At 70.3% G+C, this 23252-nt stretch carries 21 protein-coding genes; 17 read left to right on the forward strand and 4 right to left on the reverse strand.

Annotated elements, in window-relative coordinates; all coding sequences use genetic code 11:
* Complete coding sequence (locus WH85_RS34015; RefSeq protein WP_045746194.1) at window positions 1-690, reverse strand: response regulator transcription factor; 690 nt, start codon at window positions 688-690, stop codon at window positions 1-3.
* Between the two features lie 96 nt (window positions 691-786).
* Here WH85_RS34015 and WH85_RS34020 point away from each other — a divergent pair, with 96 nt between their 5' ends.
* The 3 genes from WH85_RS34020 (at window position 787) to WH85_RS34030 (ending at window position 4385) form a co-directional block, all read left to right on the forward strand.
* On the forward strand, window positions 787-1704 hold the full coding sequence (locus tag WH85_RS34020) for an ADP-ribosylglycohydrolase family protein (protein ID WP_045746219.1): 918 nt from the start codon (window positions 787-789) through the stop codon (window positions 1702-1704).
* 93 nt (window positions 1705-1797) lie between these two features.
* Entirely contained in the window at window positions 1798-3795 is a 1998-nt protein-coding gene (gene thrS / locus WH85_RS34025) for a threonine--tRNA ligase (RefSeq protein ID WP_211275531.1), read from the forward strand.
* A 134-nt stretch (window positions 3796-3929) separates the two neighbouring features.
* Window positions 3930-4385: an HIT family protein gene (locus WH85_RS34030; protein WP_245674213.1), complete on the forward strand. Its 456-nt coding sequence runs from the start codon at window positions 3930-3932 to the stop codon at window positions 4383-4385.
* A 264-nt stretch (window positions 4386-4649) separates the two neighbouring features.
* On the opposite strand, the gene WH85_RS34035 is transcribed toward WH85_RS34030, so the two are convergent.
* Window positions 4650-6812 (reverse strand): elongation factor G-like protein EF-G2, encoded by a 2163-nt coding sequence (locus tag WH85_RS34035; RefSeq protein ID WP_045746197.1) that lies wholly within the window; start codon window positions 6810-6812, stop codon window positions 4650-4652.
* Between the two features lie 176 nt (window positions 6813-6988).
* On the opposite strand from WH85_RS34035, the gene pgsA reads away from it, so the two are divergent.
* The 4 genes from pgsA to WH85_RS34055 are packed head-to-tail and all read left to right on the forward strand — an operon-like array spanning window position 6989 to window position 10199.
* On the forward strand, window positions 6989-7609 hold the full coding sequence (gene pgsA / locus WH85_RS34040) for a phosphatidylinositol phosphate synthase (RefSeq protein WP_045746198.1): 621 nt from the start codon (window positions 6989-6991) through the stop codon (window positions 7607-7609).
* Complete coding sequence (locus WH85_RS34045; protein WP_045746199.1) at window positions 7606-8472, forward strand: phosphatidylinositol mannoside acyltransferase; 867 nt, start codon at window positions 7606-7608, stop codon at window positions 8470-8472. The genes pgsA and WH85_RS34045 overlap by 4 nt, the downstream gene beginning before the upstream one ends.
* 8 nt (window positions 8473-8480) lie before the next feature.
* Window positions 8481-9611 (forward strand): glycosyltransferase family 4 protein, encoded by a 1131-nt coding sequence (locus WH85_RS34050; protein ID WP_045746200.1) that lies wholly within the window; start codon window positions 8481-8483, stop codon window positions 9609-9611.
* A 36-nt stretch (window positions 9612-9647) separates the two neighbouring features.
* Complete coding sequence (locus WH85_RS34055) at window positions 9648-10199, forward strand: hypothetical protein (protein WP_045746201.1); 552 nt, start codon at window positions 9648-9650, stop codon at window positions 10197-10199.
* A 119-nt stretch (window positions 10200-10318) separates the two neighbouring features.
* Here WH85_RS34055 and pdxS read toward each other — a convergent pair whose 3' ends face one another.
* Window positions 10319-11215: a pyridoxal 5'-phosphate synthase lyase subunit PdxS gene (pdxS, locus tag WH85_RS34060; RefSeq protein WP_045746202.1), complete on the reverse strand. Its 897-nt coding sequence runs from the start codon at window positions 11213-11215 to the stop codon at window positions 10319-10321.
* Window positions 11216-11336: 121 nt separating this feature from the next.
* Between pdxS and pdxT the strand changes: the two genes are divergently transcribed.
* Window positions 11337-11942 (forward strand): pyridoxal 5'-phosphate synthase glutaminase subunit PdxT, encoded by a 606-nt coding sequence (gene pdxT, locus WH85_RS34065; RefSeq protein ID WP_045746203.1) that lies wholly within the window; start codon window positions 11337-11339, stop codon window positions 11940-11942.
* 15 nt (window positions 11943-11957) lie between these two features.
* Window positions 11958-12710, forward strand: a complete 753-nt coding sequence (locus tag WH85_RS34070; protein ID WP_045746204.1) for a YebC/PmpR family DNA-binding transcriptional regulator — start codon at window positions 11958-11960, stop codon at window positions 12708-12710.
* Between the two features lie 49 nt (window positions 12711-12759).
* On the opposite strand, the gene WH85_RS34075 is transcribed toward WH85_RS34070, so the two are convergent.
* A complete protein-coding gene (locus WH85_RS34075; protein ID WP_157411384.1) occupies window positions 12760-13278 on the reverse strand; it encodes a SigE family RNA polymerase sigma factor in 519 nt (172 codons plus the stop codon).
* Window positions 13279-13394: 116 nt separating this feature from the next.
* Here WH85_RS34075 and ruvC point away from each other — a divergent pair, with 116 nt between their 5' ends.
* The 8 genes from ruvC (at window position 13395) to WH85_RS34115 (ending at window position 22550) form a co-directional block, all read left to right on the forward strand.
* Window positions 13395-13910 (forward strand): crossover junction endodeoxyribonuclease RuvC, encoded by a 516-nt coding sequence (ruvC, locus tag WH85_RS34080; protein ID WP_045746206.1) that lies wholly within the window; start codon window positions 13395-13397, stop codon window positions 13908-13910.
* The gene (ruvA, locus tag WH85_RS34085; RefSeq protein ID WP_045746207.1) at window positions 13907-14509 is read left to right on the forward strand and encodes a Holliday junction branch migration protein RuvA; all 603 of its coding nucleotides are present in this window, start codon (window positions 13907-13909) and stop codon (window positions 14507-14509) included. The genes ruvC and ruvA overlap by 4 nt, the downstream gene beginning before the upstream one ends.
* A complete protein-coding gene (gene ruvB, locus WH85_RS34090; protein WP_045746208.1) occupies window positions 14506-15549 on the forward strand; it encodes a Holliday junction branch migration DNA helicase RuvB in 1044 nt (347 codons plus the stop codon). The genes ruvA and ruvB overlap by 4 nt, the downstream gene beginning before the upstream one ends.
* Before the next feature lie 146 nt (window positions 15550-15695).
* The gene (gene yajC / locus WH85_RS34095) at window positions 15696-16103 is read left to right on the forward strand and encodes a preprotein translocase subunit YajC (RefSeq protein WP_045746209.1); all 408 of its coding nucleotides are present in this window, start codon (window positions 15696-15698) and stop codon (window positions 16101-16103) included.
* 165 nt (window positions 16104-16268) lie between these two features.
* Window positions 16269-18155 carry a protein translocase subunit SecD gene (gene secD / locus WH85_RS34100; protein ID WP_045746210.1) on the forward strand — a complete coding sequence of 629 codons (1887 nt, stop codon included), beginning with the start codon at window positions 16269-16271 and terminating at the stop codon, window positions 18153-18155.
* A gap of 1 nt (window position 18156) precedes the next feature.
* A complete protein-coding gene (gene secF, locus WH85_RS34105) occupies window positions 18157-19341 on the forward strand; it encodes a protein translocase subunit SecF (RefSeq protein ID WP_045746211.1) in 1185 nt (394 codons plus the stop codon).
* Window positions 19342-19409: 68 nt separating this feature from the next.
* Complete coding sequence (locus WH85_RS34110; RefSeq protein WP_045746212.1) at window positions 19410-19970, forward strand: adenine phosphoribosyltransferase; 561 nt, start codon at window positions 19410-19412, stop codon at window positions 19968-19970.
* Between the two features lie 180 nt (window positions 19971-20150).
* Window positions 20151-22550 carry a RelA/SpoT family protein gene (locus tag WH85_RS34115; protein WP_045746213.1) on the forward strand — a complete coding sequence of 800 codons (2400 nt, stop codon included), beginning with the start codon at window positions 20151-20153 and terminating at the stop codon, window positions 22548-22550.
* Window positions 22551-23252: the final 702 nt, after the last annotated feature.

The raw sequence follows: 23252 nt of genomic DNA on the forward strand, positions 1-23252 counted from the left end.
TCAGTCCGGTGCCACCAACCGGAATCCGACCCCCCGCACGGTGCGCAGGTAGCGGGGCTTCGCCGCGGATTCGCCCAGCTTCCGGCGCAGCCAGTACAAATGAACGTCGATGGTCTGGTCCTCGCCGACCGATGGCTGTCGCCATACCTCCTCCAACAGCTCGCGACGGGAGACCACTCGGCCCGGACGGGCGGCGAGATAGGCCAGCAGATCGAATTCCTTACGGGTGAGCGCCAGTGGCTGCTCGGCCAGACTGGCACTGCGCTCGCCGACGTCCACCCGCAGCTCGCCGACCTCGTAGACGGCGGGTTGCTGGGCGCGGCTGGCCCGGCCCACCCGCCGCAGCACGGTGGCGATGCGGGCGTCCAGGTGGGCGCCGGTGAACGGCTTGACCATGTAGTCGTCGGCCCCGGCCCGCAACAGGCGGACCACGGTCTGCTCGTCGTCGCGGGCGGTGGCGATGATGATCGGCACGTCGGTGATGCCGCGCAGCATGCGCAGCGCGTCGGAACCGTCCAGGTCGGGCAGCCCCAGGTCGAGCACGACCAGATCCGGGGTCTCCGCGGCGACGCGCCGCAGCGCTTCCAGCGCGGTGCCGACGGCGTGCACGGCGTGCCCCCGGTCGGCTAACGACCGGAGCATGGCGCCGCGCACGACATGATCGTCCTCGACGAGCAACACCGTGGCCATGCGAAGACCGTAGCGTCTGGCGTGGTGAGAACCCAAAGGGTGATGCAGCGAGATTCTTTGATGACGCTCAGTGATGGAATACGATCCGAAGTGCTGATGTCATTCACTCTGTTCCCCAGTACGCGCCTCGCCCTGGCCCTCGAGAGCCTGGCCGGCCTCAGTGTCGGCGACGCCCTCGGCGCCCAGTACTTCGTGCCCGGAAACCACCCGTCCGACCTGTTGCGGGCCCGGGTGCCGGCCGCACCCTGGGAGTGGACCGACGACACCGAACAGGCCTGTTGCCTGGTCACCGCGCTCGGCGACGGCGACTTCGACCGGGACGGGTTCGCCGAGACGTTGGCCCGGCGCTTCGACGCGTACCGCGGGTACGGACCGGGCGCGGTGGTGATGCTCCGGGAGATCCGTGAGGGCCTGCCCTGGCCGATCGCCGCCGCGAGCGCGTTCGACGGACAGGGTTCCTGCGGCAACGGCGCGGCGATGCGGGCCGCCCCGCTGGGCGCCTGGCACGCCGACTCGCTCGCCCACGCGGCCGCCCAGGGCGCCCGCGCCGCCGAGGTGACCCACGCGCACGCGGAGGGGATCGCCGGCGGGGTGGCGGTGAGCGTGGCCGCCGCGGTCGCCGCGGCCGGCCGCCTCGACGGGCGCCGGCCGGAACCCGCCCAGCTGCTGCTGGCCACCGCCGCGCACACCCCCGCGGGATCGGTGCACGACGGCCTGATCGAGGCCGCCGGCATCACCGGAGGCCAGGAGGAGGCGGCCCACCGGCTGGGGAACGGGGCACGGGCACTGGCCCAGGACACCGTTGCCTACGCGCTCTGGGCGGCGGCCCGCTACCTGGACGACTATCCGGCGGCCGTGGCGGCGTGCGTGATCGCCGGCGGGGACGTGGACACCACCGCGGCCATCGCGGGCGGGGTGGTCAGCGCGTACACCGGCGTGGAGGGCATCCCGGCCGCCTGGCTCGCCGCCCGGGAGCCGCTGCCCGGCTGGCTGCCGGTGACGGGCGGCGGGTGACCTCGCGCGCCGCCCGAACCCGGCCTGAACCCGGCGGATAGCATCGGTGACGGCCCGGACGACCGGGCCGTTCCTTCGTGAATGGAGAACACCGTGTCTGCACCCCGTACACCCGCTGTGGCCGACCCCCTAGTCGTCCAGGCCGGGACTACGGCGGCCGACGCGGTGTCCGCCGCCGGGCTCCCTGCGAACGGGCCGAAGGCGATCGTCGTGGTCCGTGAGGCCGACGGCCGGCTGCGCGACCTGGACTGGGCGCCGGCCGCCGACACCGAGGTCACCCCGGTCGCCATCGACACCCCGGACGGCCTGGACGTGCTGCGCCACTCGGCCGCCCACGTGCTGGCCCAGGCCGTGCAGGACGTCTTCCCGGAGGCGAAGCTGGGCATCGGCCCGCCGATCCGGGACGGTTTCTACTACGACTTCGACGTGGAGAAGCCCTTCCAGCCCGAGGACCTGACGAAGCTCGAGAAGCGGATGCAGGAGATCGTCAAGGCCGGGCAGACCTTCCGCCGCCGGGAGTACTCGTCGCTCGACGAGGCCAAGGCGGAGCTGAAGGACGAGCCGTTCAAGCTCGAACTGGTCGACATCAAGGGCGACGTGGACCCCGAGGCGGTGGCCGTCGGCGCGGGCGAGCTGACCCACTACGACAACCTGAACAAGGACGGCGAGCGGGTCTGGGGCGACCTGTGCCGCGGTCCGCACCTGCCGACGACCCGGCTGATCCCGGCGTTCAAGCTGATGCGGTCGGCGGCGGCGTACTGGCGCGGCTCGGAGAAGAACCCGCAGCTCCAGCGGGTCTACGGCACGGCGTGGCCGTCGCGGGACGAGCTCAAGGCGTACCTGAACAGGCTCGCCGAGGCCGAGCGTCGCGACCACCGCAAGCTCGGCACCGAGCTGGACCTCTTCTCGTTCCCCGACGAGATCGGCTCCGGCCTGGTGGTCTTCCACCCCAAGGGCGGTGTGATCAAGCGGGAGATGGAGGACTACGTCCGGGCCCGCCACATCGAGGAGGGCTTCCAGTACGTCGGCTCCCCGCACATCACCAAGGAGAACCTGTTCCTGACGTCGGGCCACCTGCCCTACTACAAGGACACGATGTTCCCCCCGATGGAGCTGGAGGGGGCGAACTACTACCTCAAGGCGATGAACTGCCCGATGCACAACCTGATCTTCAGGTCGCGCGGGCGGTCCTACCGTGAGCTGCCGATGCGGCTCTTCGAGTTCGGCACGGTCTACCGCTACGAGAAGTCCGGCGTGGTGCACGGCCTGACCCGGGTGCGCGGCCTGACCCAGGACGACTCGCACTCCTACGTCACCGCCGAGCAGGCGCCGGGCGAGATCAAGCACCTGCTGAACTTCGTGCGGTCGCTGCTCGACGACTTCGGCCTGGACGACTACTACCTCGAGCTGTCGACCCGGGACCCGCAGAGCGACAAGTTCATCGGCTCGGACGAGCAGTGGGAGACCGCCACCAAGGTCCTCGAGGATGTGGCCACCGAGTCCGGCCTGGAACTCGTCCTCGACCCGGGCGGCGCGGCCTTCTACGGCCCCAAGATCAGCGTGCAGGCGAAGGACGCGATCGGCCGGACCTGGCAGATGTCGACGATCCAGTACGACTTCAACATGCCGGCCCGGTTCGGTCTGGAGTACCAGGCGGCCGACGGTTCCCGCCAGGAGCCGGTGATGATCCACTCGGCGAAGTTCGGCTCCCTGGAGCGGTTCTTCGGTGTGCTGGTCGAGCACTACGCGGGCGCGTTCCCGGCCTGGCTGGCGCCGGTGCAGGTGGTCGGCATCCCGATCCGCGACGACCACGCTTCGTACCTCGAGGAGTTCGTCACGCTTCTTCGTAAGAAAGGCATCCGTGCCGAGGTGGATCACTCCACCGACCGGATGCAGAAGAAGATCCGCACCGCCCAGCAGCAGAAGATCCCGTTCATGGCCATCGCCGGCGACGACGACGTGAACGGCGGGACCGTGTCGTTCCGCTACCGCGACGGCTCGCAGCGTAACGGCGTCTCGATCGACGAGGCCGTCGCGCACGTCGTGGAGATCGTCAAGTCCCGGGTCAACACCGGGCCCTCCGCAGCCTGACCTGTGGTCCCGTCCGTCCGGCCCGGCTCCTTCGCATCGGGCCGGACGGCGGGGCAGCGTTTAGGATGCGGATCGTGGATGAGCATCGGGCGGGTGAACCGGACGGTCTGGAGCGTCTCTGGGCGCCGCATCGGATGGATTACGTCACCGGTGAGAGCCGTCCGGCCGGCTGCGCGTTCTGCCTGGCACCCGGTCTGCCGGAGGCGTCCAGCCTGGTGGTGGCGCGCGGCGAGCTGGTCTTCGTGGTGCTCAACCTCTATCCGTACAACCCCGGGCACCTGATGGTCTGCCCGTACCGGCATGTCGCCGACTACACCGAGCTGACCGACGCCGAGACGGGGGAGCTGGCCGCGTACACCCGGACGGCGATCCGGGTGATCCGGTCGGTGAGCAGCCCGCACGGCATGAACATCGGGATGAACCAGGGCGCGATCGCCGGCGCCGGCATCGCCGAGCACCTGCACCAGCACATCGTGCCGCGGTGGGGCGGCGACGCGAACTTCATGTCGACGATCGGGCGGACCAAGGTTATGCCGCAGCTGCTCGGTGACACCCGTGAGCTGCTCCTGAAGGCGTGGCCCGCCGCCTAGACACGTCTCGTGGTCAGCGCCCGTGGTGATTTGAGGCGCTCAGCGCGGCGGTAGTCACCACGTTCCACGGCGGGTGTGGTGATTCGGGGCGCTCAGTGCGGCCGTAATCACCACACCCCACCGCGGGTGTGGTGACTTCGGGTGCCCAGCGCGCCTGAAGTCACCACGCGGACGGGCTTCGCACCCAGACCACGAGACGTGTCTGGCGCCCGCATACCGGCGGCCGGGTCCTCGCGCCGATGTACGAGGCGGCGAACGCCATTACTATCTGACCGCGGTGTGCTCCTTGCGGGCCACGTCGGCCAGGTTCGCCGGCATCGGCTCGTGACGCAGGTAGCGCCGGGTGAACGTGCCGGTCCCCGAGGTGATCGCACGCAACTCCACGACGTACCGGACCAGTTCGGTCGCCGGGACCTCGGCCCGCACCACGCTGGCCTCGCCCGCCCCGCCGGACTCGCTGCCCAGAGGATGCCCGCGCCGGCCGGAGAGGTCGCTCATGACCGCCCCGACGTAGGCCTCGGGGACGCGTACCTCGATCTCGTCGACCGGCTCCAGGAGGGTGACCCGGCCGTTCTCCGCCGCGGCCCGCAGCGCCAGCGCGCCGGCCGTCTGGAAGGCGGCGTCCGACGAGTCCACGCTGTGCGCCTTGCCGTCGTAGAGGGTGACCCGCACGTCGACCACCGGGCACCCGGCCGTCAGGCCCTTCTCCAGCTGGGTCCGCACCCCCTTCTCCACGGAGGGGATGTAGTTGTGCGGCACCGCGCCACCGACCACCTTGTCCACGAACTGGAAGCCCTCGCCCCGGCCGAGGGGTTCCACCTCGATGTCGCAGACGGCGAACTGCCCGTGGCCGCCGGACTGCTTGACGTGCCGCCCGTGGCCCTTGGCGCTCGCGCCGAACGTCTCCCGCAACGCCACCTTGACCGGCTCGGTGTCCAGGTCGACGCCGCCCGCGCGGAGCCGGTCGAGGACCACGTCGGCGTGGGACTCGCCCATCGTCCAGAGCACCAACTGGTGGGTCTCCGGATTGCGTTGCAGCCGCAGTGTCGGGTCGCCGGCCACCAGCCGGGCCAGGTTCTTGGCCAGGGCGTCCTCGTCGGAGCGGGTCTTGGCCACCACCGCGATCGGCAGCAGCGGCTCGGGCATCGACCACGGCTCCATCAGCAGCGGGTCGTCCTTGGCGGAGAGGGTGTCGCCGGTCTCCGCCGAACCCGACTTGGTGATCGCGCAGATGTCGCCGGCCAGGGCGTACCCGACCTCGCGCAGCTGGGCGCCGAGCGGGGCGTAGACGTGCGCCACCCGTTCGTCGGCGTCGTGGTCGGGGTGCCCGCGTTCGGCCATGCCGTGGCCGGAGACGTGCAGTGTCTGGTCCGGCCGCAGCGTGCCGGAGAAGACCCGGACCAGTGAGACCCGTCCGACGTGCCGGTCGATCGTGGTCCGCACCACCTCGGCCACCAGCGGGCCGTCCGGGTCGCAGGCGAGTGGTGGGCGTGGCGAGCCGTCCACTCCGGTGACCACCGGCGGCTCGTGTTCCAGCGGCGACGGCGCTCCGGCGACCAGCCCGTCGAGCAGCGCGTCCAGCCCGAGGCCGGTGTCCGCGCTGACCGGGATCACCGGGTGGAAGTTGCCCCGGGCGACCGCCTTCTCCAGGTCCGGTACCAGCGCTTCGGTGCTGATCAGCTCCCCGCCGATGTACCGGTCCATCAGGCTCTCGTCCTCGCTCTCGGCGATGATCGCCTCGATGAGGGTGTTGCGGTCGTCGGCGACCGGGTTCATGTGTTCCCGCTCCGCCTCGCCGGTCCGCGGGGGGTAGCCCTGCGAGTAGTCCAGCACCCGGAGGGTGACCAGCCCGAGCAGCCCGGCGAACGTCTGCCCGTCGTCGCCGAGCATCGGCTGGTAGATCGGCAGGACGTTCTCGCCGAACGCGTCCTGGCACTCCTGCAGCACCTGCTCGTAGTCCGCCCGCGGGTGGTCCAGGCGGGTGATCGCCACGGCCCGCGGCATGCCCACCGCCGCGCACTCCTCCCAGAGTGCCACGGTGGAGTCGTCCACCCCGTCGACCGCCGAGACGACGAACAGCGCGGCGTCCGCGGCCCGCAGGCCGGCTCGCAACTCCCCGACGAAGTCGGCGTAGCCCGGTGTGTCGAGCAGGTTGATCTTCACACCTTCGTGGACGAGCGGCGCGCAGGACAGCGCCACCGACCGCTGCTGCCGCACCGCCGCCGGGTCGTGGTCGGTCACCGTGGTGCCGTCGGCCACCGTGCCGGCTCGCGGAATCGTGGCCGTGGCGGCGAGCAGCGCCTCGACCAACGTCGTCTTCCCCGCGCCGGAATGGCCGACCAGCACCACGTTGCGAACTCTGCCGGGATCTGTCACCACCGGCGCGTTCGCGCCGGTAAGTCCTCTCTCCGAAGTTTTCTGCGCCATGCCGAGCGCTCCTGTCGTTTCCAGTTTGTTACACCGCTGTTCTCTGAATCCCACACCCGGGGATGTACCGGCGGCAAGGACCACCGGCACCAGAACTGTGCCGGATGGTGACGATCCGGCCAACCGGGGGGCGAGCCGTACCGCCGCTGGTCGCGCGCCGTTATGGTGAGACGGCCATGGCAAAGATCGTTCAAACCACCGCGCGGGCCTTCGCTGCGTACGGCATCGAGCCGGTCGCCCGTCTCCTTCTACGAATCGGCGTCACACCCAACGCGGTCACCGTCGCGGGCACCGTCGGAGTTCTCATCGGGGCGTATTTCGGAGCTCTGGGCCATCTTCTGGCGGGCACCGTGATCGTAACCGCCTGCGCTCTCACCGACGCCCTGGACGGCACAATGGCCCGGATGCGGGGAGGTTCCGGCAAATTCGGGGCACTCCTCGACTCCTCCATGGACCGGCTGGCCGACGGCGCCGTGTTCAGCGCCACCGTCTACTACCTCGCCACCGAGGGCAACCCGTACGGCGGCGTCGTCGCCGCCCTGATCAGCCTGGTCGCCGGCCAGGTCGTGTCGTACGTCAAGGCTCGCGCGCAGAGCCTCGGCCTGAACGCCGACGTGGGCATCGCCGAACGTCTGGAACGCCTGTTGATCGTCGGTGTCGGCGGTCTGCTCGGCGCGGCCGGCTTCACCTGGGGCCTGCCCGCGGCGCTGTGGATCCTCGCCGTCCTCTCCCTGGTCACTGTCCTGCAGCGGCTGATCAGTGCGGCCCGCTCCGATGTGAAGGCGCCTGCCGCGTGAAGGAACGTCTGACCGAGTTCGGTTTCATCGCCGGATGGCGCCTGGTCCGCGCCCTGCCCCTGCCCGCGGCCCAGGCCCTGTTCCGGGCCGGCGCCGACCGGGCGTTCCGGGGTGGCGGGCCGGGTGTGCAGCGGCTGCGCCGCAACCTGAGCCAGGTGGTCGGGTCGGACGCCCCGGACGACCTGGTCCGGGACGCGCTGCGTTCCTACGCCCGCTACTGGATGGAGGCGTTCCGCCTGCCGTCGAAGAACCGGCGGGACTTCCTGGACGGCTTCTTCATGGAGGCGGAGGGCTACCAGAAGCTCAAGAAGGCGGCCGAGGGCGGCACCGGGGCGATCCTGGCCCTGCCGCACGTGGCGAACTGGGACGCCGCCGGGGCGTGGGTCTGCGCACACGACTGGCCGCTGATCACCGTCGCCGAGCGGCTCAAGCCGGAGGCGGTGTACCGGCAGTTCCTGGCGTACCGGGAGAAGCTCGGCATGAAGGTCCTGCCGCTGACCGGCGGCGAGCGGCCCGCGCTCGACGTGCTCGGCGAACACCTCACCGAGGGCTGGGTGGTGGCGCTGCTCGCCGACCGTGATCTGTCCCGGTCCGGCGTCGAGGTGGAGTTCTTCGGCGGGCGGACCCGGATGCCGGCCGGCCCGGCGATCCTGGCCATCCGCACCGGCGCGCCGCTCTACGCCGTCGACTGCTGGTTCGAGGAGAACCGCGTCATGTCCCGGACCCGGGAGGTCGTTCCGCCCACCGACGGCCCGCTCGACGAACGGGTCAAGAAGACGACGCAGCTGCTCGCGGACGCCTACGCGGCGGGCATCGCCGAGCACCCGCAGGACTGGCACATGCTCCAGAAGCTCTGGCTCTAGGGGGCACGGTGCGTATCGGGATCGTGTCCCCGTACTCGTTCGACGTGCCCGGCGGGGTCCAGAACCACATCATGGACCTCGCCGAGGCGCTGATCGGTCTCGGGCACGAGGTCAGCGTGCTGGCACCGGCCGACGACGACGCCGAGCACCCGCCCTACGTCGTCCCGGCCGGGCGGGCGCTGCCGTTGCCCTACAACGGTTCGGTCGCCCGGATCGCCTTCGGCCCGGTCTCCACCGCCCGGGTACGCCGTTGGCTGCGCAAGGGCGAGTTCGACGTGCTGCACGTGCACGAGCCGCTCTCGCCGAGCCTGTCGTTCCTGGCGGTGGTCTCGGCGCGCGGGCCGGTGGTGGCCACCTTCCACACCGCGATGACCCGGTCGCGGGCGCTGTCGGCCGCGCAGACGTTCCTGCAACCGGTGATCGAGAAGATCACCGCGCGGATCGCGGTCAGCGAGCTGGCCCGCAAGGTGCAGGTGGAGCACCTCGGCGGCGGCGCGGTGGAGATCCCCAACGGGGTTGCGGTGGCCAAGTTCGCCTCGGCTGCGCCGTTGCCGGGATGGCCCGGCGAGGGTGGGACGCTGGGCTTCCTGGGCCGCTTCACCGAGCCGCGCAAGGGCTTCCCGCTGTTGCGTACGGCGTACGTGAGGCTGGCGAAGGAGCGGCCCGGGCTGCGGCTGCTCGTGGCCGGGCCGGGCGACCGCGACGAGCTCTACTCGGACATACCTCCCGAACTCCACGAAAGGGTGGAATTCCTGGGATTGGTGTCCGAGTCTGACAAGGCGCGGATGCTGCGCAGCGTCGACGTGTACGTGGCACCGAACACCGGCGGCGAGAGTTTCGGCATGATCCTCACCGAGGCGATGGCGGCCGGAGCGGCCATCGCGGCCAGCGACCTGGACGCGTTCCGCCGGGTCCTGGACGGCGGCCGGGCCGGGGCACTGTTCCCGAACGGGGACGTCACCGCCCTCACCGGCCTGCTCGGCGAGCTGCTGGATGATCCCGTACGCCGGGACGGTCTGTCATCGTGCGCCCGGATCGTAGTCGGCGCGTTCGACTGGCCCAGCGTGGCCACCCGGGTCCTCGAGGTGTACGCGACGGCGATCGAAGCCACCGACGGACGGGTTTTCGACGACGAGTGAACCTGACCACGGTGAGTCCACATGCCGGGCACTACGATGCCCGGCATGTGGTGGGTGGTGGGAGTCGTCGCGCTGACGGCGATCTTCTCGGCGTACCTGGGCTGGACGGCTCAACGGGTGGAGCGGGTGCACATGCGGGCGCAGTCCGCCGAACGTGCCCTCGACGCGCACCTGGTGCGCCGGGCCGCCGCGGCTGCGGTGGTCGCCGAGCAGAACGAGTCGGTCGAGCTCTACGCCGCGGCGCGGCTGGCGCTGGACGCCGAACCGGGTGACCGGGAGACCGCGGAGAACGACCTGACCCGCCAGCTGCAGGCGGTCACCCTCGACCCGTCCGACCCGGCAGCCCGGGCGCTGATCAACACCAGCCGCCGGGTGGTGCTGGCCCGGCAGGTGCACACCGACCAGGTCCGGGACGCGCAGACCGCCCGCGACCGGGTGCTGGTCCGGATGCTCCTGCTGAACCGGCGGTACCGCAAGCCGGAGTACTTCGACATCGTCGAGCCGGTGCTGCCCGACCTGCCGCCGCTGACCGTGCCGGCCCCGGCCTCCCCGTCCGACCCGCCCACCGTGGTGGCCTCCGGCGCCTGACGGGGTGTGTCGACTTGGGGCGCGTAGCGCGCCCGAAGTCGTCACGCTGTTGGGGGTGTGTTGATTCGGGGCGCGTAGCGCGCCTTGAATCAACACACCGGAAGGTGCGCGGGGTGTGGTCACCAGCCCCGTTCGGAGAGGCGGTGCGGGACCGGCTCGGCCTCGACGTTGATGCCGACCATGGCCTCGCCCAGCCCGCGCGACACCTTGGCGAGCACGTCCGGGTCGTCGTGAAAGGTGGTCGCCTTGACGATCGCGGCGGCCCGCTGCGCCGGGTTGCCGGACTTGAAGATGCCGGATCCGACGAACACGCCCTCGGCGCCGAGCTGTATCATCATCGCCGCGTCGGCCGGGGTGGCGATCCCGCCCGCGGTGAACAGCACGACCGGCAGGCGGCCCGCCTCGGCGACCTCCTTGACCAGCTCGTACGGCGCCTGCAGCTCCTTGGCGGCGACGTAGAGTTCGTCCTCCGCGCACGTCTGCAGCCGGCGGATCTCGGCCCGGATCCGGCGCATGTGCGTGGTGGCGTTGGAGACGTCCCCGGTGCCGGCCTCACCCTTCGAGCGGATCATGGCAGCGCCCTCGGTGATCCGGCGCAGCGCCTCGCCCAGGTTCGTCGCCCCGCACACGAACGGGACGGTGAACTGCCACTTGTCGATGTGGTTCGCGTAGTCGGCCGGGGTCAGCACCTCGGACTCGTCGACGTAGTCCACCCCGAGTGCCTGCAGCACCCGGGCCTCGACGAAGTGGCCGATCCGGGCCTTCGCCATCACCGGGATGGACACCGCGGCGATGATCCCGTCGATCATGTCGGGGTCGGACATCCGGGAGACGCCGCCCTGGGCGCGGATGTCGGCCGGGACCCGCTCCAGCGCCATCACCGCGACGGCGCCGGCGTCCTCGGCGATCTTCGCCTGCTCCGGGGTGACCACGTCCATGATCACGCCGCCCTTGAGCATCTCGGCCATGCCGCGCTTGACGCGTGCGGTGCCTACGGCGGACTGGTTTTCGGACATGAGCAATCGGCTCCTTACGCAGGGTGATGGTCAACGGAATCCTACGAAGCCGTGACCCGCCCGCCGATAGCCAATCGACCTCCCGGTGGCCTGCTCGAACACCCCTGCCTAGAGTGGCGTCGTGAACATCGGAGTGCTCGCTCTGCAGGGCGACGTGCGCGAACACCTGGCGGCGCTGGCCGAGTCGGACGTGCTGGCCCGGCCGGTCCGGCGACCCGAGGAGCTCGACGACGTCGACGGCCTGGTGATCCCGGGCGGGGAGTCGACCACGATCAGCAAGCTGGCGGTCGCCTTCGGCCTGACCGGCCCGATCCGCGAGCGGATCGCCGGCGGGATGCCGGTCTACGGCTCCTGCGCCGGCATGATCATGCTGGCCGGGACGGTGCTGGACGGGCGTCCCGACCAGGAGTCGTTCCGGGGGATCGACATGACCGTGCGGCGCAACGCGTTCGGCCGGCAGGTCGATTCGTTCGAGGCGCCGGTGGCGATCGACGACATCGCGGGCGGTGATTTTCGCGCCGTCTTCATCCGCGCGCCGTGGGTCGAGGAGGTCGGCACGGACGTGCGGGTGCTGGGCCGCGTCGCCGACGGGGCCGCCGCCGGTAGGATTGTCGCCGTTCGGCAGGGGAACCTGCTCGCCACGGCTTTCCACCCGGAGCTCACCGGAGACCTCCGCGTCCACCGGTACTTCGTCGCGATGGTCCGCCAGGCCGCACCCGTTCGGTAGACACGGAGGTTACGCATGTCCGGCCACTCCAAGTGGGCGACGACCAAGCACAAGAAGGCCGTCATCGACGCCAAGCGCGGCAAGATGTTCGCGAAGCTGATCAAGAACATCGAGGTCGCGGCCCGGACCGGTGGCGGCGACCCCTCCGGCAACCCCACGCTCTACGACGCCATCCAGAAGGCGAAGAAGTCGTCGGTTCCGAACGACAACATCAACAACGCGGTCAAGCGGGGCTCCGGCCTCGAGGCCGGCGGCGCCGACTGGCAGACGATCATGTACGAGGGCTACGGCCCGAACGGCGTGGCGATCCTGATCGAGTGCCTCACCGACAACCGCAACCGGGCCGCCACCGAGGTCCGGACCCGGCTGACCCGCAACAACGGCACGTTCGCCGATGCGGGTTCGGTGTCCTACCTGTTCAACCGCAAGGGCGTGATCATCGTCCCGAAGGACGGCACGACCGAGGACGACGTCATGCTCGCCGTCCTGGACGCGGGTGCCGAGGACGTCAACGACCTGGGCGACTCGTTCGAGGTGGTCACCGCGCCGACCGACCTGGTCGCGGTGCGCACCGCGCTGCAGGGCGCCGGCATCGACTACGACTCGGCCGAGTCGTCGCTGGTGCCGACCATGACGGTCCCGCTCGACGAGGACCCGGCCCGCAAGGTGTTCAAGCTGATCGACGCGCTCGAGGACTGCGACGACGTGCAGAACATCTACGCCAACTTCGACATCTCCGACGAGGTCATGGCGGCCATCGAGGAGTGATCCCTCCTCGCGTTCCGGGCCGGTCCTGCGGGGCCGGCCCGGCGTGTTCTCAGGGGCCGTGGGTGCCGAGCCAGGTGAAGTACTGGAGCATCCCGACGATCAGCACGGTTCCGGTGGCGGCCCGCAGCACGATCTGCCGCCACTGACTGCGGCGCCAGGCGTGCACCCAGGCTATTCCGGCATCCGCGACGGCGTCCCGCGGTGCTCCGGTCGTACCCCGAAGGATCTCGGCTTTGCGCAGTGCCAGGCTGCCGCCCTCGATGATCGGCGGGACCACCGGGGGTGGTGGGCGCAGGCCGAGGACCTCGACCGGATAGATCTGCTCGTCGCGCCACCGGCCGGCCCGGCCGACGAGCCGCCGGCGCAGATAGGCGCTCGTCGCGTCGGTCCGTGTGATGCGGCCCCACCAGCGCAGCCGCCGCCAGTGCGCGGCCAGATCGATCAGCACCTCGCTGTAGATCTCCGCCGCCACGGCGTCGCCGCCGACCAGCCGCGACGCCTCCCCGCGCAGGTCACGACGGTGCTCGGTGACGAAGGCGACGTAGTCCGGCGGCGGATCGTCGTCCATGGGCGCGATGAGGTACACGGCGGCCTCCCGGCCCATCGTCGAGGCGTGTCGGCGGCGGGCGCAAGTGACAGTCGTATTAGGGTGTCGAACACACGTTCGCGAAGGGGAGGTCCGTGGTGCGGGTGCTCGGCATCGATCCGGGGCTGACGCGGTGCGGTGTCGGCGTCGTCGAGGGCATGCCGGGCCGGCCGGGCACGCTGATCGACTACCACGTGGTGCGCAGCGAGCCGGACGAGGACATCGCCCTGCGCCTGCTCAACCTGGACCTGCGCCTCACCGCGCTGGTCGCCGAGCACAAACCGGACAGCGTGGCCGTCGAGCGGGTGTTCGCCCAGCACAACGCCCGGTCGGTGATGGGCACCGCGCAGGCCAGCGGCATCGCGATCCTGGCCGGCGCGCGGGCCGGACTGCCGGTGCAGACCTACACCCCGAGCGAGGTCAAGGCGGCCGTGACCGGGTCCGGCACGGCCGACAAGGCACAGGTCACCGCGATGGTGACCCGCCTGCTGCGGCTGGCCGCGCCACCCAGGCCGGCCGACGCGGCCGACGCCATCGCCATCGCCATCTGCCACATCTGGCGCGGGGGCACCCGTGCGAAGATCGAGGCCGCAGCCCGCAGGAGTCTTCGATGATCGCAAGTGTGCGCGGTGTGGTCACCGCGATCCTCCCGGACAGCGCCGTCGTCGAGGTCGGCGGTGTCGGCATGCGGGTGCTCTGCACGCCGAACACGCTGGCCGGCCTGCGCGTCGGTGCCGAGTCGAGGCTCTCCACCACGCTGATCGTGCGGGAGGACTCGCTGACCCTGTTCGGTTTCGCCGACGAGACCGAACGCCAGCTGTTCGACCTGCTGCTGACCGCCAACGGCGTCGGCCCGCGGATCGCCCAGGCGGTGCTCGCGGTGCATCAGCCGGAGACCGTGCGGCGCGCGATCGCCGGCGGCGACCTCGCGGTGCTCACCCAGGTGCCGGGCATCGGCAAGCGCGGCGCGGAGAAACTGATCGTCGAACTCAAGGACAAGATCGGCCCGATGCCGATCGGCGAGAACGGTGCGGCCGGCGTGCTGAACGGCGCCTGGCAGGAGCAGGTCCGCCAGGGCGTGCTCGCGCTCGGCTGGTCCGCGACCCAGGCCGACCAGGCGGTCGCCGCGATCGGCGAGACCATCGACGGCGAGGTGCCGCCGGTGCCGGCGCTGCTGCGCCAGGCGATCCGGCTGCTGGGCAAGAACCGATGACCGAGGACCTCTCTCCCGAGGCCCGCGACGAGGAGCTGGACGCCGAGGCCAGCGTCCGGCCGCGCCGGCTGGCCGACTTCATCGCACAGCACCGGGTCCGCGACCAGCTGGAACTCCTGCTCAAGGCGTCGATGGGCCGGGGCACCCCACCCGACCACATCCTGCTGAGCGGCCCGCCCGGTCTGGGCAAGACCACCCTGGCCAACATCGTCGCCGCCGAGCTGGGCACCGGCATCCGGACCACCAGCGGCCCGGTGATCGAGCGGTCCGGTGACCTGGCGGCGATCCTGACCGGCCTCGCCCCCGGCGACGTGCTCTTCATCGACGAGATCCACCGGATCGCGAAACCGGCCGAGGAACTCCTCTACAGCGCGATGGAGGACTTCCGGGTCGACGTGGTGGTCGGCAAGGGCCCGGGCGCCACCGCGATCCCGCTCGACGTGGAACCGTTCACCCTGGTCGGCGCGACCACCCGGGCGGGCCTGCTGTCCGGCCCGATGCGTGACCGGTTCGGATTCGTCGCGCACCTGGACTTCTACTCACCGGCCGACCTGGACGCTCTGCTCCACCGCTCGGCGAAGATCCTCGGCGTGCCGATCACCCCGGAGGGCGCGGCCGAGATCGCCGGCCGGTCCCGGGGCACGCCCCGGATCGCCAACCGGCTGCTGCGCCGGGTCCGGGACTTCGCCGAGGTCCGGGCGGACGGTGTGGTGACCGAAGACGTCGCCCGCGCCGCGCTGCAGGTCTACGATGTGGACGCGCTGGGGCTGGACCGGTTGGACCGGGCGGTGCTGCGGGCGCTGATCGACTCGTTCAAGGGCGGTCCGGTGGGGCTGTCCACGCTCGCCGTCGCGGTGGGGGAGCAGTCCGACACGGTGGAAGAGGTGTGCGAGCCGTTCCTGGTCCGGGCGGGGCTGTTGGCGCGTACGCCGCGGGGCCGGGTGGCGACCGAGGCAGGATGGGCACATCTGGGCAGAACGCCCCCGGCAGACGGCCGTTCCGGGGTCTTCCAGGGCGACCTGTTCGCTCGTGACGCTTGATAATCGCTCGTGATCTGAACGTGACGTGTGCCGCATTCGTTATCTCCAGGTTGACCTATTAGACTCGCCGCGGTTCAACCGCAAATCTGTATATCGCCCCGGCGCCCGCCCACGCCCGCGCCCGTGGCTTACGGAAGGCTTTCTTCGTGTTCCACGCAGCTGAGCAACAAGCAAGCGGCGGCAATTTCTCGTTTCTGCTGATCATCGTCCTGCTCTTCGGGTTCATGTACTTCGTGATGATCCGTCCGCAGCAGAAGCGCCGCCGTGAGGCGGTCGAGATGCAGAACTCGCTCGGCCCGGGCGACGAGATCCGCACCATCGGTGGCCTGCACGGCACCGTCGTCGCCATCGAAGATCAGGACGTGGTGCTGGAGATCGCCCCCGACGTGCAGGTCCGCTTCGCGCGCCCGGCCATCGCGACCGTGCACCGCAAGGCTGACGCGATCGTCGAGGAGCCCGAGGTCGTCGAGCCGGAGGTCGAGGAGCCCGAGGTCGTCGCGGCGGACGTGAAGGAGCCGGAGAACCCGGTCACCGAGACCGGCAAGAAGGACTGACCCGCATAGCTCCACCCCGGACCGGCCCGCGGCCTCCCGCCGGCGGGTCGGTCTGTCAGGCCGCTGTTCGGACGTCGACGGCGGTCACCGATAGACATCGCCGCGTCACCCCGCGGCCGAAACACAGGGAGACCTAACGCCGTGGCACGACCACCACAGGGACAGATGCATCCTGGACGGCAACTCGCCGTGCTCGGTCTGGTCTTCGTCGTCCTCTATCTGGCCGTCTTCTTCGCGGGCGGCGCGTCCGGGAGCTTCACCGACCGTCTGAAGCCGAAGCTCGGCCTCGACCTGGTCGGTGGCACCCAGGCGACCTACATCGCCTCCCAGGCGGGCGCCCCGCCCACGCAGGAGGCGATGAAGACCGCACAGGAGATCATCGAGAGCCGCGTCAACGCTCTCGGCGTCTCCGAGGCCGAGGTCGTGATCCAGGGCAACAACACCATCGTCGTCTCGCTCGCCGGTGAGGCCGAGGACCAGCTCAAGGACCTCTCGCAGGCGGCGAACATGCGGTTCCGCCTGCTCACCGGTGTGACCGGCGACGTCTCCGCGTCGGCGCTCAACCCGGCCTCGCCCACGCCGAGCGCGTCGGCGAGCGGCAGTGCCGCCCCGTCGGCCGAACCGTCGGCGGCGGCCAGCGGTGCGGCGCCCGAGGTCGGCGCCAGTCCGTCCACCGGTGGCCAGGGCGGTGGAGCGCCGGCGCCGAGCGGCAGCCCGAGCCCCGCTCCGTCCACCTCGGCCTCCGCGCCGGCCGCCGCGCCCGCGCCGCAGACCGGGGACATGGCCGCGAACCTCGCGGCCGCGAAGGAGAAGGTCGGCGCCGAGACCTGGGCCCTCGCCGAGAAGCTGTCCGCGCCGGTCGACCTGAGCACCGACCCCGAGGCGGGCCTGCCGTTCAAGGCGTTCTCGACGCTCAGCGGGCCCGAGGTGGCCGCGCTGTCGCCGCAGATGCAGTTCAACGTGCCGACGATCAGCTGTGCCCAGCTCAACGCCCGGCCGAACGGCTCGATCGACGACATCAGCTCCGAGGTGGTGGCCTGCTACCAGGGCGCCGCGAAGGTGACGCTGGACAAGGCCGAGGTCATCGGCGACGACATCAAGGAAGCCAGCCCGCAGCTGGACACCACGCAGAACCAGTGGGTCGTCTCCCTCGACTTCAAGAGCGAGGGCCAGACCAAGTGGGCCGAGCTGACCCGCAAGGCGTTCAACGCGACCACCACCGACGCCTGCTACACCGCGGTGACCTCGCTCTACGGCACCGCCGAGCACTGCGCCGTGGCCGTGGTGCTGGACAAGGAGATCCTCTCCGCACCGCAGATCCAGGGCGTGCTGACCGGCTCCTCGCAGATCACCGGTGACTTCAACGCGGTCTCCGCCAAGAAGCTCGCCGACCAGCTCAACTTCGGCGCGATCCCGGTCAACTTCGAGGCCGGCCCGGCGCAGACCGTCTCCGCGACCCTCGGCTACGAGCAGCTCGAGGCGGGCCTGCTGGCCGCCGCGATCGGCCTCGGCCTGGTGGCGGTCTACGCGTTCTTCTACTACCGCCTGCTCGGCTCGGTCATCTTCCTCAGCCTCGGCCTCTCCGCGCTGCTCACCTTCGGCGCGCTGGTCTTCCTGGGCCGGACGATGGGCTTCACCGTGACGCTCGCCGGCATCGCCGGTTTCATCGTGTCACTGGGTGTCGCGGCCGACTCGTTCGTCATCTACTTCGAACGACTCAAGGACGAGATCCACGAGGGCCGGTCGCCGCGCAGTGCGGTGCCGCGTGCCTGGAACCGGGCCCGTCGCACGATCATCTCGGCGAACACGATCACGATCCTCTGTGCCGCGGTGCTCTACATCGTCTCGATCGGCGCCGTGCAGGGCTTCGCCTTCGCCATGGGTCTCTCCGTGGTCCTCGACCTGCTCGTGGTGTTCCTCTTCCGGCACCCGATCATGACGATGTTCGCGAACACCAAGGCGTTCATGTCGCCGCGGGTCAGTGGCCTCGGCCGCGTCCTGCGGACGGCCCAGACCGAGGAGACCCCCTCCTCGCGCGTGAAGGAGGCCTGAGATGGCCCGTCCGGGTCTCGCCACCCGCCTGTACCAGGGCGAGGCGAACATCAACATCGTCGGGCGCCGTAAGACGTGGTTCCTCGTCGCGGCTCTGCTCGTCGTCTTCTCCATCGGCACCATCGCGATCCGCGGCTTCCACCTCGGCATCGAGTTCTCCGGCGGCACCTCGTTCACGCTCCCGGCCGCGGCCGCGGGCAAGACGCTGACCCAGGACGACGCCGAAGACGTCGTCACCCGGGCGATCCACGCCGTCCAGCCGGACGCCACGGTCCTCGCGGCCCAGCAGATCGGCACCGGCGACAGCTCCAGCTTCACGGTGCGGGCCTCGGCCCTGTCGGCCCCCGAGGTCGAGAAGGCCAAGACCGCGATCGTCGGCGAGCTCGGCCTCACCGCCGACCAGGTCAGCGACAACCAGGTCTCGTCGGCCTGGGGCGGGGCGGTCACCGAGAAGGCCATCCTCGGTCTGGTGATCTTCCTGATCCTGGTGGTCGCCTACCTCATCGTCCGGTTCGAGTGGCGGATGGCGGTCGGTGCGCTGGCCTCCCTGCTGCTCGACCTCACCCTCACCGCCGGCATCTACTCGGCGGTCGGCTTCGAGGTCACCCCGTCGACGGTGATCGGCTTCCTGACGATCCTCGGCTACGCGCTGTACGACGTGGTCGTGGTCTTCGACAAGGTGCAGGAGAACACCCGCGGCATCACGGCGGGCTCCGGGCGTACCTACGCCGAGGCGACCAACCTCGCGGTCAACCAGACCCTGATGCGGTCGCTGAACACCGGCCTGGTGGCGCTGCTGCCGGTCGGCGGTCTGCTCTTCATCGGCGCCGGCCTGCTCGGCGCCGGCACGCTGAAGGACCTCGGCCTGGTGCTCTTCGTCGGTATGGGCCTCGGCGTCATCTCCTCGATCGTGTTCGCGGCCCCGGTGCTCAGCGCGCTGAAGGACCAGGAGCCGAAGATCAAGGCGCACAACGCCCGGGTGCTGGCCAAGCGGGCGTCCCGCTCCGACGACGTGGCGCCGCGCGCCGAGCGGACCCGCTCGGCCGACGCGACCGACTCCGACGAGCCGGCGTTCGTCGGCGGCACCACCCCGCGTCCGGGCGCCCGCCCGGCCGTCAAGCGCAACACCACCAACCGTGGTGGCGGCGCCGGCAACCGTCCCAGCGGGGGCGGCAAGCGCCGCTGAGAGTGACTGTCGGTACGGCCCGCCACCTTCGAGTGGCGGGCCGTTCGTCTTTCACTACGCTGTTCGCCGTGACTACCGAGATTCAGGTGACCGGGGACAGCGGGCCGGAGCTGGCCGCGCTGGTGGCCTCCGGCACCGTCGACGTGCCGGACTTCCCCAAGCCGGGCGTCCTCTTCAAGGACCTGATGCCGCTGTTCGGGGACGGGCCGACCTTCCGCAAGGTGGTGGACGGCATCGTCGCGCACCACGGCGCCGGATCCTTCGACGTGGTGGCCGGTGTGGAGGCGCGCGGCTTCCTGATCGCGGCCGCCATCGGCTACGCCACCGGCGCCGGCGTGGTGCCGGTCCGCAAGGCCGGCAAGCTGCCGCGACCGGCCTTCTCCGCCTCGTACGCGCTGGAATACGGCGAGGCCACCCTGGAGGTGCACGAGGACGCTTTCGTGGCCGGACAGCGCGTTCTGGTCGTCGACGACGTTCTGGCGACCGGCGGCACCGCGGCGGCGACGATGGACCTCGTGGAGCAGGCCGGCGGAACCGTCAGCGGCTTCACGGTGTTGATGGAGCTGGGCTTCCTCAACGGGCGGGAACGGCTCAGCCCGCGCGGTGTGCACGCGCTGCTGACCGTTTGATCCGTCTTCGATGTTCTTCGCCCGGTCGGGCCTGCTTATTCGTAGGTTCGGCCGGGCCACTCCGTAGGGCGGTGCGGGTAGGATGGACGTTCCAAGGTGACTAACCCTGGCTCTGGCAACGGGCCGTCCCCGGCTGGGGATCCTGGCGACGGGGCACGCGGCGATGGTGTGAGGAGACCGGTGTCCAGCGACGTCGCCCCTCCGGCGGAGGGCACGGTGCAACCGACCGAGAACGCGCGGACCGGTGATCAGGCCCGCCCCGATGACGAGAGCACTCAGCCTCTGTCACCTTCCGACGACTCGGGCAGCGGCTTCGGTCTGGCCAGCGCGCCGACCGGGCGCCGGGTCCGGGCCCGTCTGGCCCGGTTCAACGCGCCGTGGCAGAGCACCCAGGTCAGCGAGGTCCTCGAGCCCCTGATCGCCACGCACCGCGCCAGCCACCCCAAGGCGGACGCCCGCGCGCTGCAGAAGGCGTTCGACGTGGCCGCCCGCTGGCACTCGGGGCAATACCGCAAGTCCGGCGACCCGTACATCACGCATCCGCTCGCCGTGGCGACCATCCTGGCCAACCTGGGCATGGACACCACGACGCTGGTGGCGGCGCTGCTGCACGACACGATCGAGGACACCGACTACTCCCTGGAGAGCATGCGCGCCGACTTCGGTCCCGAGGTGGCGCTGCTCGTCGACGGCGTGACGAAACTCGACCGGGTGAAACTCGGCGACGCCGCCAAGGCCGAGACGATCCGCAAGATGGTCGTCGCGATGGCCAAGGACCCGCGGGTGCTCGTCATCAAGCTCGCCGACCGGCTGCACAACATGCGCACCCTGACCTTCCTGCCCCGCGCCAAGCAGGAGCAGAAGGCCAAGGAGACGCTGGAGATCCTGGCGCCGCTGGCCCACCGACTCGGCATGAACACGATCAAGTGGGAGCTCGAGGACCTCGCCTTCGGCACGCTGTTCCCGAAGCGGTTCGAGGAGATCAACCGCCTGATCGGGGAGCACCAGCCGCAGCGTGAGGCGCTGCTGCGCCAGGTGACCAACCGGGTCAGCCTCGACCTCAAGTCCGCGAAGATCAAGGCGGAGACCACCGGCCGCCCCAAGCACCTCTACTCGATCTACCAGAAGATGATCGTGCGGGGCCGCGACTTCAACGACATCTACGACCTGGTCGGCGTGCGCATCCTGGTCGACACGGTCCGCGACTGCTACGCCGCGCTGGGCGTCATCCACGCGAACTGGCAGCCCGTGCCGGGCCGGTTCAAGGACTACATCGCGATGCCGAAATTCAACATGTACCAGTCGTTGCACACGACGGTCATCGGCCCGACCGGCAAGCCGGTCGAGATGCAGATCCGTACCTTCGCGATGCACCGCACCGCCGAGTTCGGCATCGCCGCGCACTGGAAGTACAAGGAGCAGAAGGGCGCGACGATCGTCGGCCCGCCGGCGCACATCGACGAGATGACCTGGCTGCGGCAGCTGCTCGACTGGCAGCGCGAGGCGAGCGACCCGTCCGAGTTCCTGGACGCGCTGCGCTTCGACCTGTCCAGCCAGGAGGTGTACGTCTTCACCCCCAAGGGCGACGTCATCCCCCTGCCGACGGGGTCCACGCCCGTCGACTTCGCCTACGCGGTGCACACCGAGGTCGGCCACAAGTGCATCGGCGCCCGGGTCAACGGCAAACTGGTCCCGCTGGAGTCGACGCTCTCCAACGGCGACGTGATCGAGATCTTCACGTCGAAATCGGCCACCGCCGGCCCGACCCAGGACTGGCTCGGCTTCGTCAAGAGCCCCCGCGCCCGCACCAAGATCCGGCAGTACTTCAACAAGGAACGCCGCGAAGAAGCGATCGAGGTCGGCAAGGAGGCGATCGTCAAGGCGATGCGCAAACAGGGCCTGCCCCTGCAGCGCATGCTGACCAGCGAGAACCTCAACACCATCGCGCGCGACCTGCACCTGCCCGACGTGGCCTCGCTCTACGCCGCGGTCGGTGAGAGCACCGTCTCCGCCCAGTCCGTGGTGCAGAAACTCGTCGCCGGGTTCGGCGGCGAGGAGGGCGCGGTCGAGGACATCGCCGAGACGGCCGTCGCGACCCGCCCGCCCCGCAACCGCGGCTCCGCGCAGGACCCGGGCGTCGTCGTCAAGGGCGTCTCCGACGTCTGGGTCAAACTGGCCCGCTGCTGCACCCCGGTGCCCGGCGACGCCGTGTTCGGCTTCGTCACCCGTTCCGGCGGCGTCAGCGTCCACCGCGAAGACTGCGCCAACGCCGAAGACCTGCGCGACCAGGCCGAACGCGTCGTCGAAGTCAGCTGGAAACCGACGTCCGCGTCGACGTTCCTGGTCGCCATCCAGGTGGAAGCCCTCGACCGTCACAAACTGCTGGCGGACGTGACGAGGGTGCTCTCCGAAGAACGCGTCAACATCCTGTCCGCCACGGTCACCACGACCCGCGACCGGGTGGCGGTGAGCCGCTTCACCTTCGAAATGGCCGACCCCAAACACCTCGGGCATCTGGTCGCGGCGGTGCGCAAGGTGGACGGCGTGTTCGACGCGTACCGGGTGACGTCCGGGGCCTGACCTGTCGCGGAAAGCGCGCATCTCGGTCGAGGTGCGTGCTTTCCGCACGCTCTTTCCGTTGTACGGGGTAAGCGGCCGTTTCGGTACCTTCCCGGGGTGGGCCGGCTGACCTCCTCCTGGTGGCACTACGCGGCTCCTGTTGGTGGGCGGCGGCGTGCCTTGCGTCGGCGCTCGTCGGCGCTCGTCAACGCTCGTCGGGCGCTCGTCAACGCTCGTCAACGCTCGTCAACGCTCGTCGGGCGCTCGTCAACGCTCGTCGGCGCTCGTCGGCGTGAATAGGGTCGCCGCCTTCGCTCCCCGCTTCGGCTGGTTGTTCGTGGTGCGACGGCCCACCCCAGTCGCCGATCGTGGTGCTCTTGCCACCGGGGACGGTGGTCGGCGCACCGACAATGCCGCTTGGCTTAAGTTGATCAAAGCCGTGACCAGTAACTATGCGGTCCCCTTCGCCGTGGCAAGTCGTCGGCCGGTGACAGCGGTGACAGCGGTGACAGCGGTGACAGCGGTGACAGCGGCGACAGCGGCGACAGCGGTGGCGGTGACAGCGGTGGCGGTGGTGGTGGTGACTTCCTGCCCTACTTCCAGCAATCCCCAGCGGTCGCATTAGCGCAGCTCAGCCGTTTGTCGCAGCGCGTGGTCACGTCCAAGGTCAACTTTTGCTGGGTGGCATGGTGCGGCTGCCGGGCCGTCGCTCAGGGTTGTTTT

Origin of the sequence: Actinoplanes rectilineatus (genome assembly GCF_000962825.1) — a bacterium.
GTDB lineage: Bacteria > Actinomycetota > Actinomycetes > Mycobacteriales > Micromonosporaceae > Actinoplanes > Actinoplanes rectilineatus.

Bases quoted from the DNA above. Each gene is read 5' to 3' on its own strand.
- pdxS (WP_045746202.1), bottom strand. From the start codon at position 11,215: ATGTCCGAAAACCAGTCCGCCGTAGGCACCGCACGCGTCAAGCGCGGC.
- pgsA (WP_045746198.1), top strand. From the start codon at position 6,989: ATGGCAAAGATCGTTCAAACCACCGCGCGGGCCTTCGCTGCGTACGGC.
- ruvA (WP_045746207.1), top strand. From the start codon at position 13,907: ATGATCGCAAGTGTGCGCGGTGTGGTCACCGCGATCCTCCCGGACAGC.
- WH85_RS34020 (WP_045746219.1), top strand. From the start codon at position 787: ATGTCATTCACTCTGTTCCCCAGTACGCGCCTCGCCCTGGCCCTCGAG.
- secD (WP_045746210.1), top strand. From the start codon at position 16,269: ATGCATCCTGGACGGCAACTCGCCGTGCTCGGTCTGGTCTTCGTCGTC.
- WH85_RS34035 (WP_045746197.1), bottom strand. From the start codon at position 6,812: ATGGCGCAGAAAACTTCGGAGAGAGGACTTACCGGCGCGAACGCGCCG.
- ruvB (WP_045746208.1), top strand. From the start codon at position 14,506: ATGACCGAGGACCTCTCTCCCGAGGCCCGCGACGAGGAGCTGGACGCC.
- secF (WP_045746211.1), top strand. From the start codon at position 18,157: ATGGCCCGTCCGGGTCTCGCCACCCGCCTGTACCAGGGCGAGGCGAAC.
- WH85_RS34030 (WP_245674213.1), top strand. From the start codon at position 3,930: ATGGATTACGTCACCGGTGAGAGCCGTCCGGCCGGCTGCGCGTTCTGC.
- WH85_RS34070 (WP_045746204.1), top strand. From the start codon at position 11,958: ATGTCCGGCCACTCCAAGTGGGCGACGACCAAGCACAAGAAGGCCGTC.
- WH85_RS34075 (WP_157411384.1), bottom strand. From the start codon at position 13,278: ATGGACGACGATCCGCCGCCGGACTACGTCGCCTTCGTCACCGAGCAC.
- WH85_RS34015 (WP_045746194.1), bottom strand. From the start codon at position 690: ATGGCCACGGTGTTGCTCGTCGAGGACGATCATGTCGTGCGCGGCGCC.
- WH85_RS34055 (WP_045746201.1), top strand. From the start codon at position 9,648: ATGCCCGGCATGTGGTGGGTGGTGGGAGTCGTCGCGCTGACGGCGATC.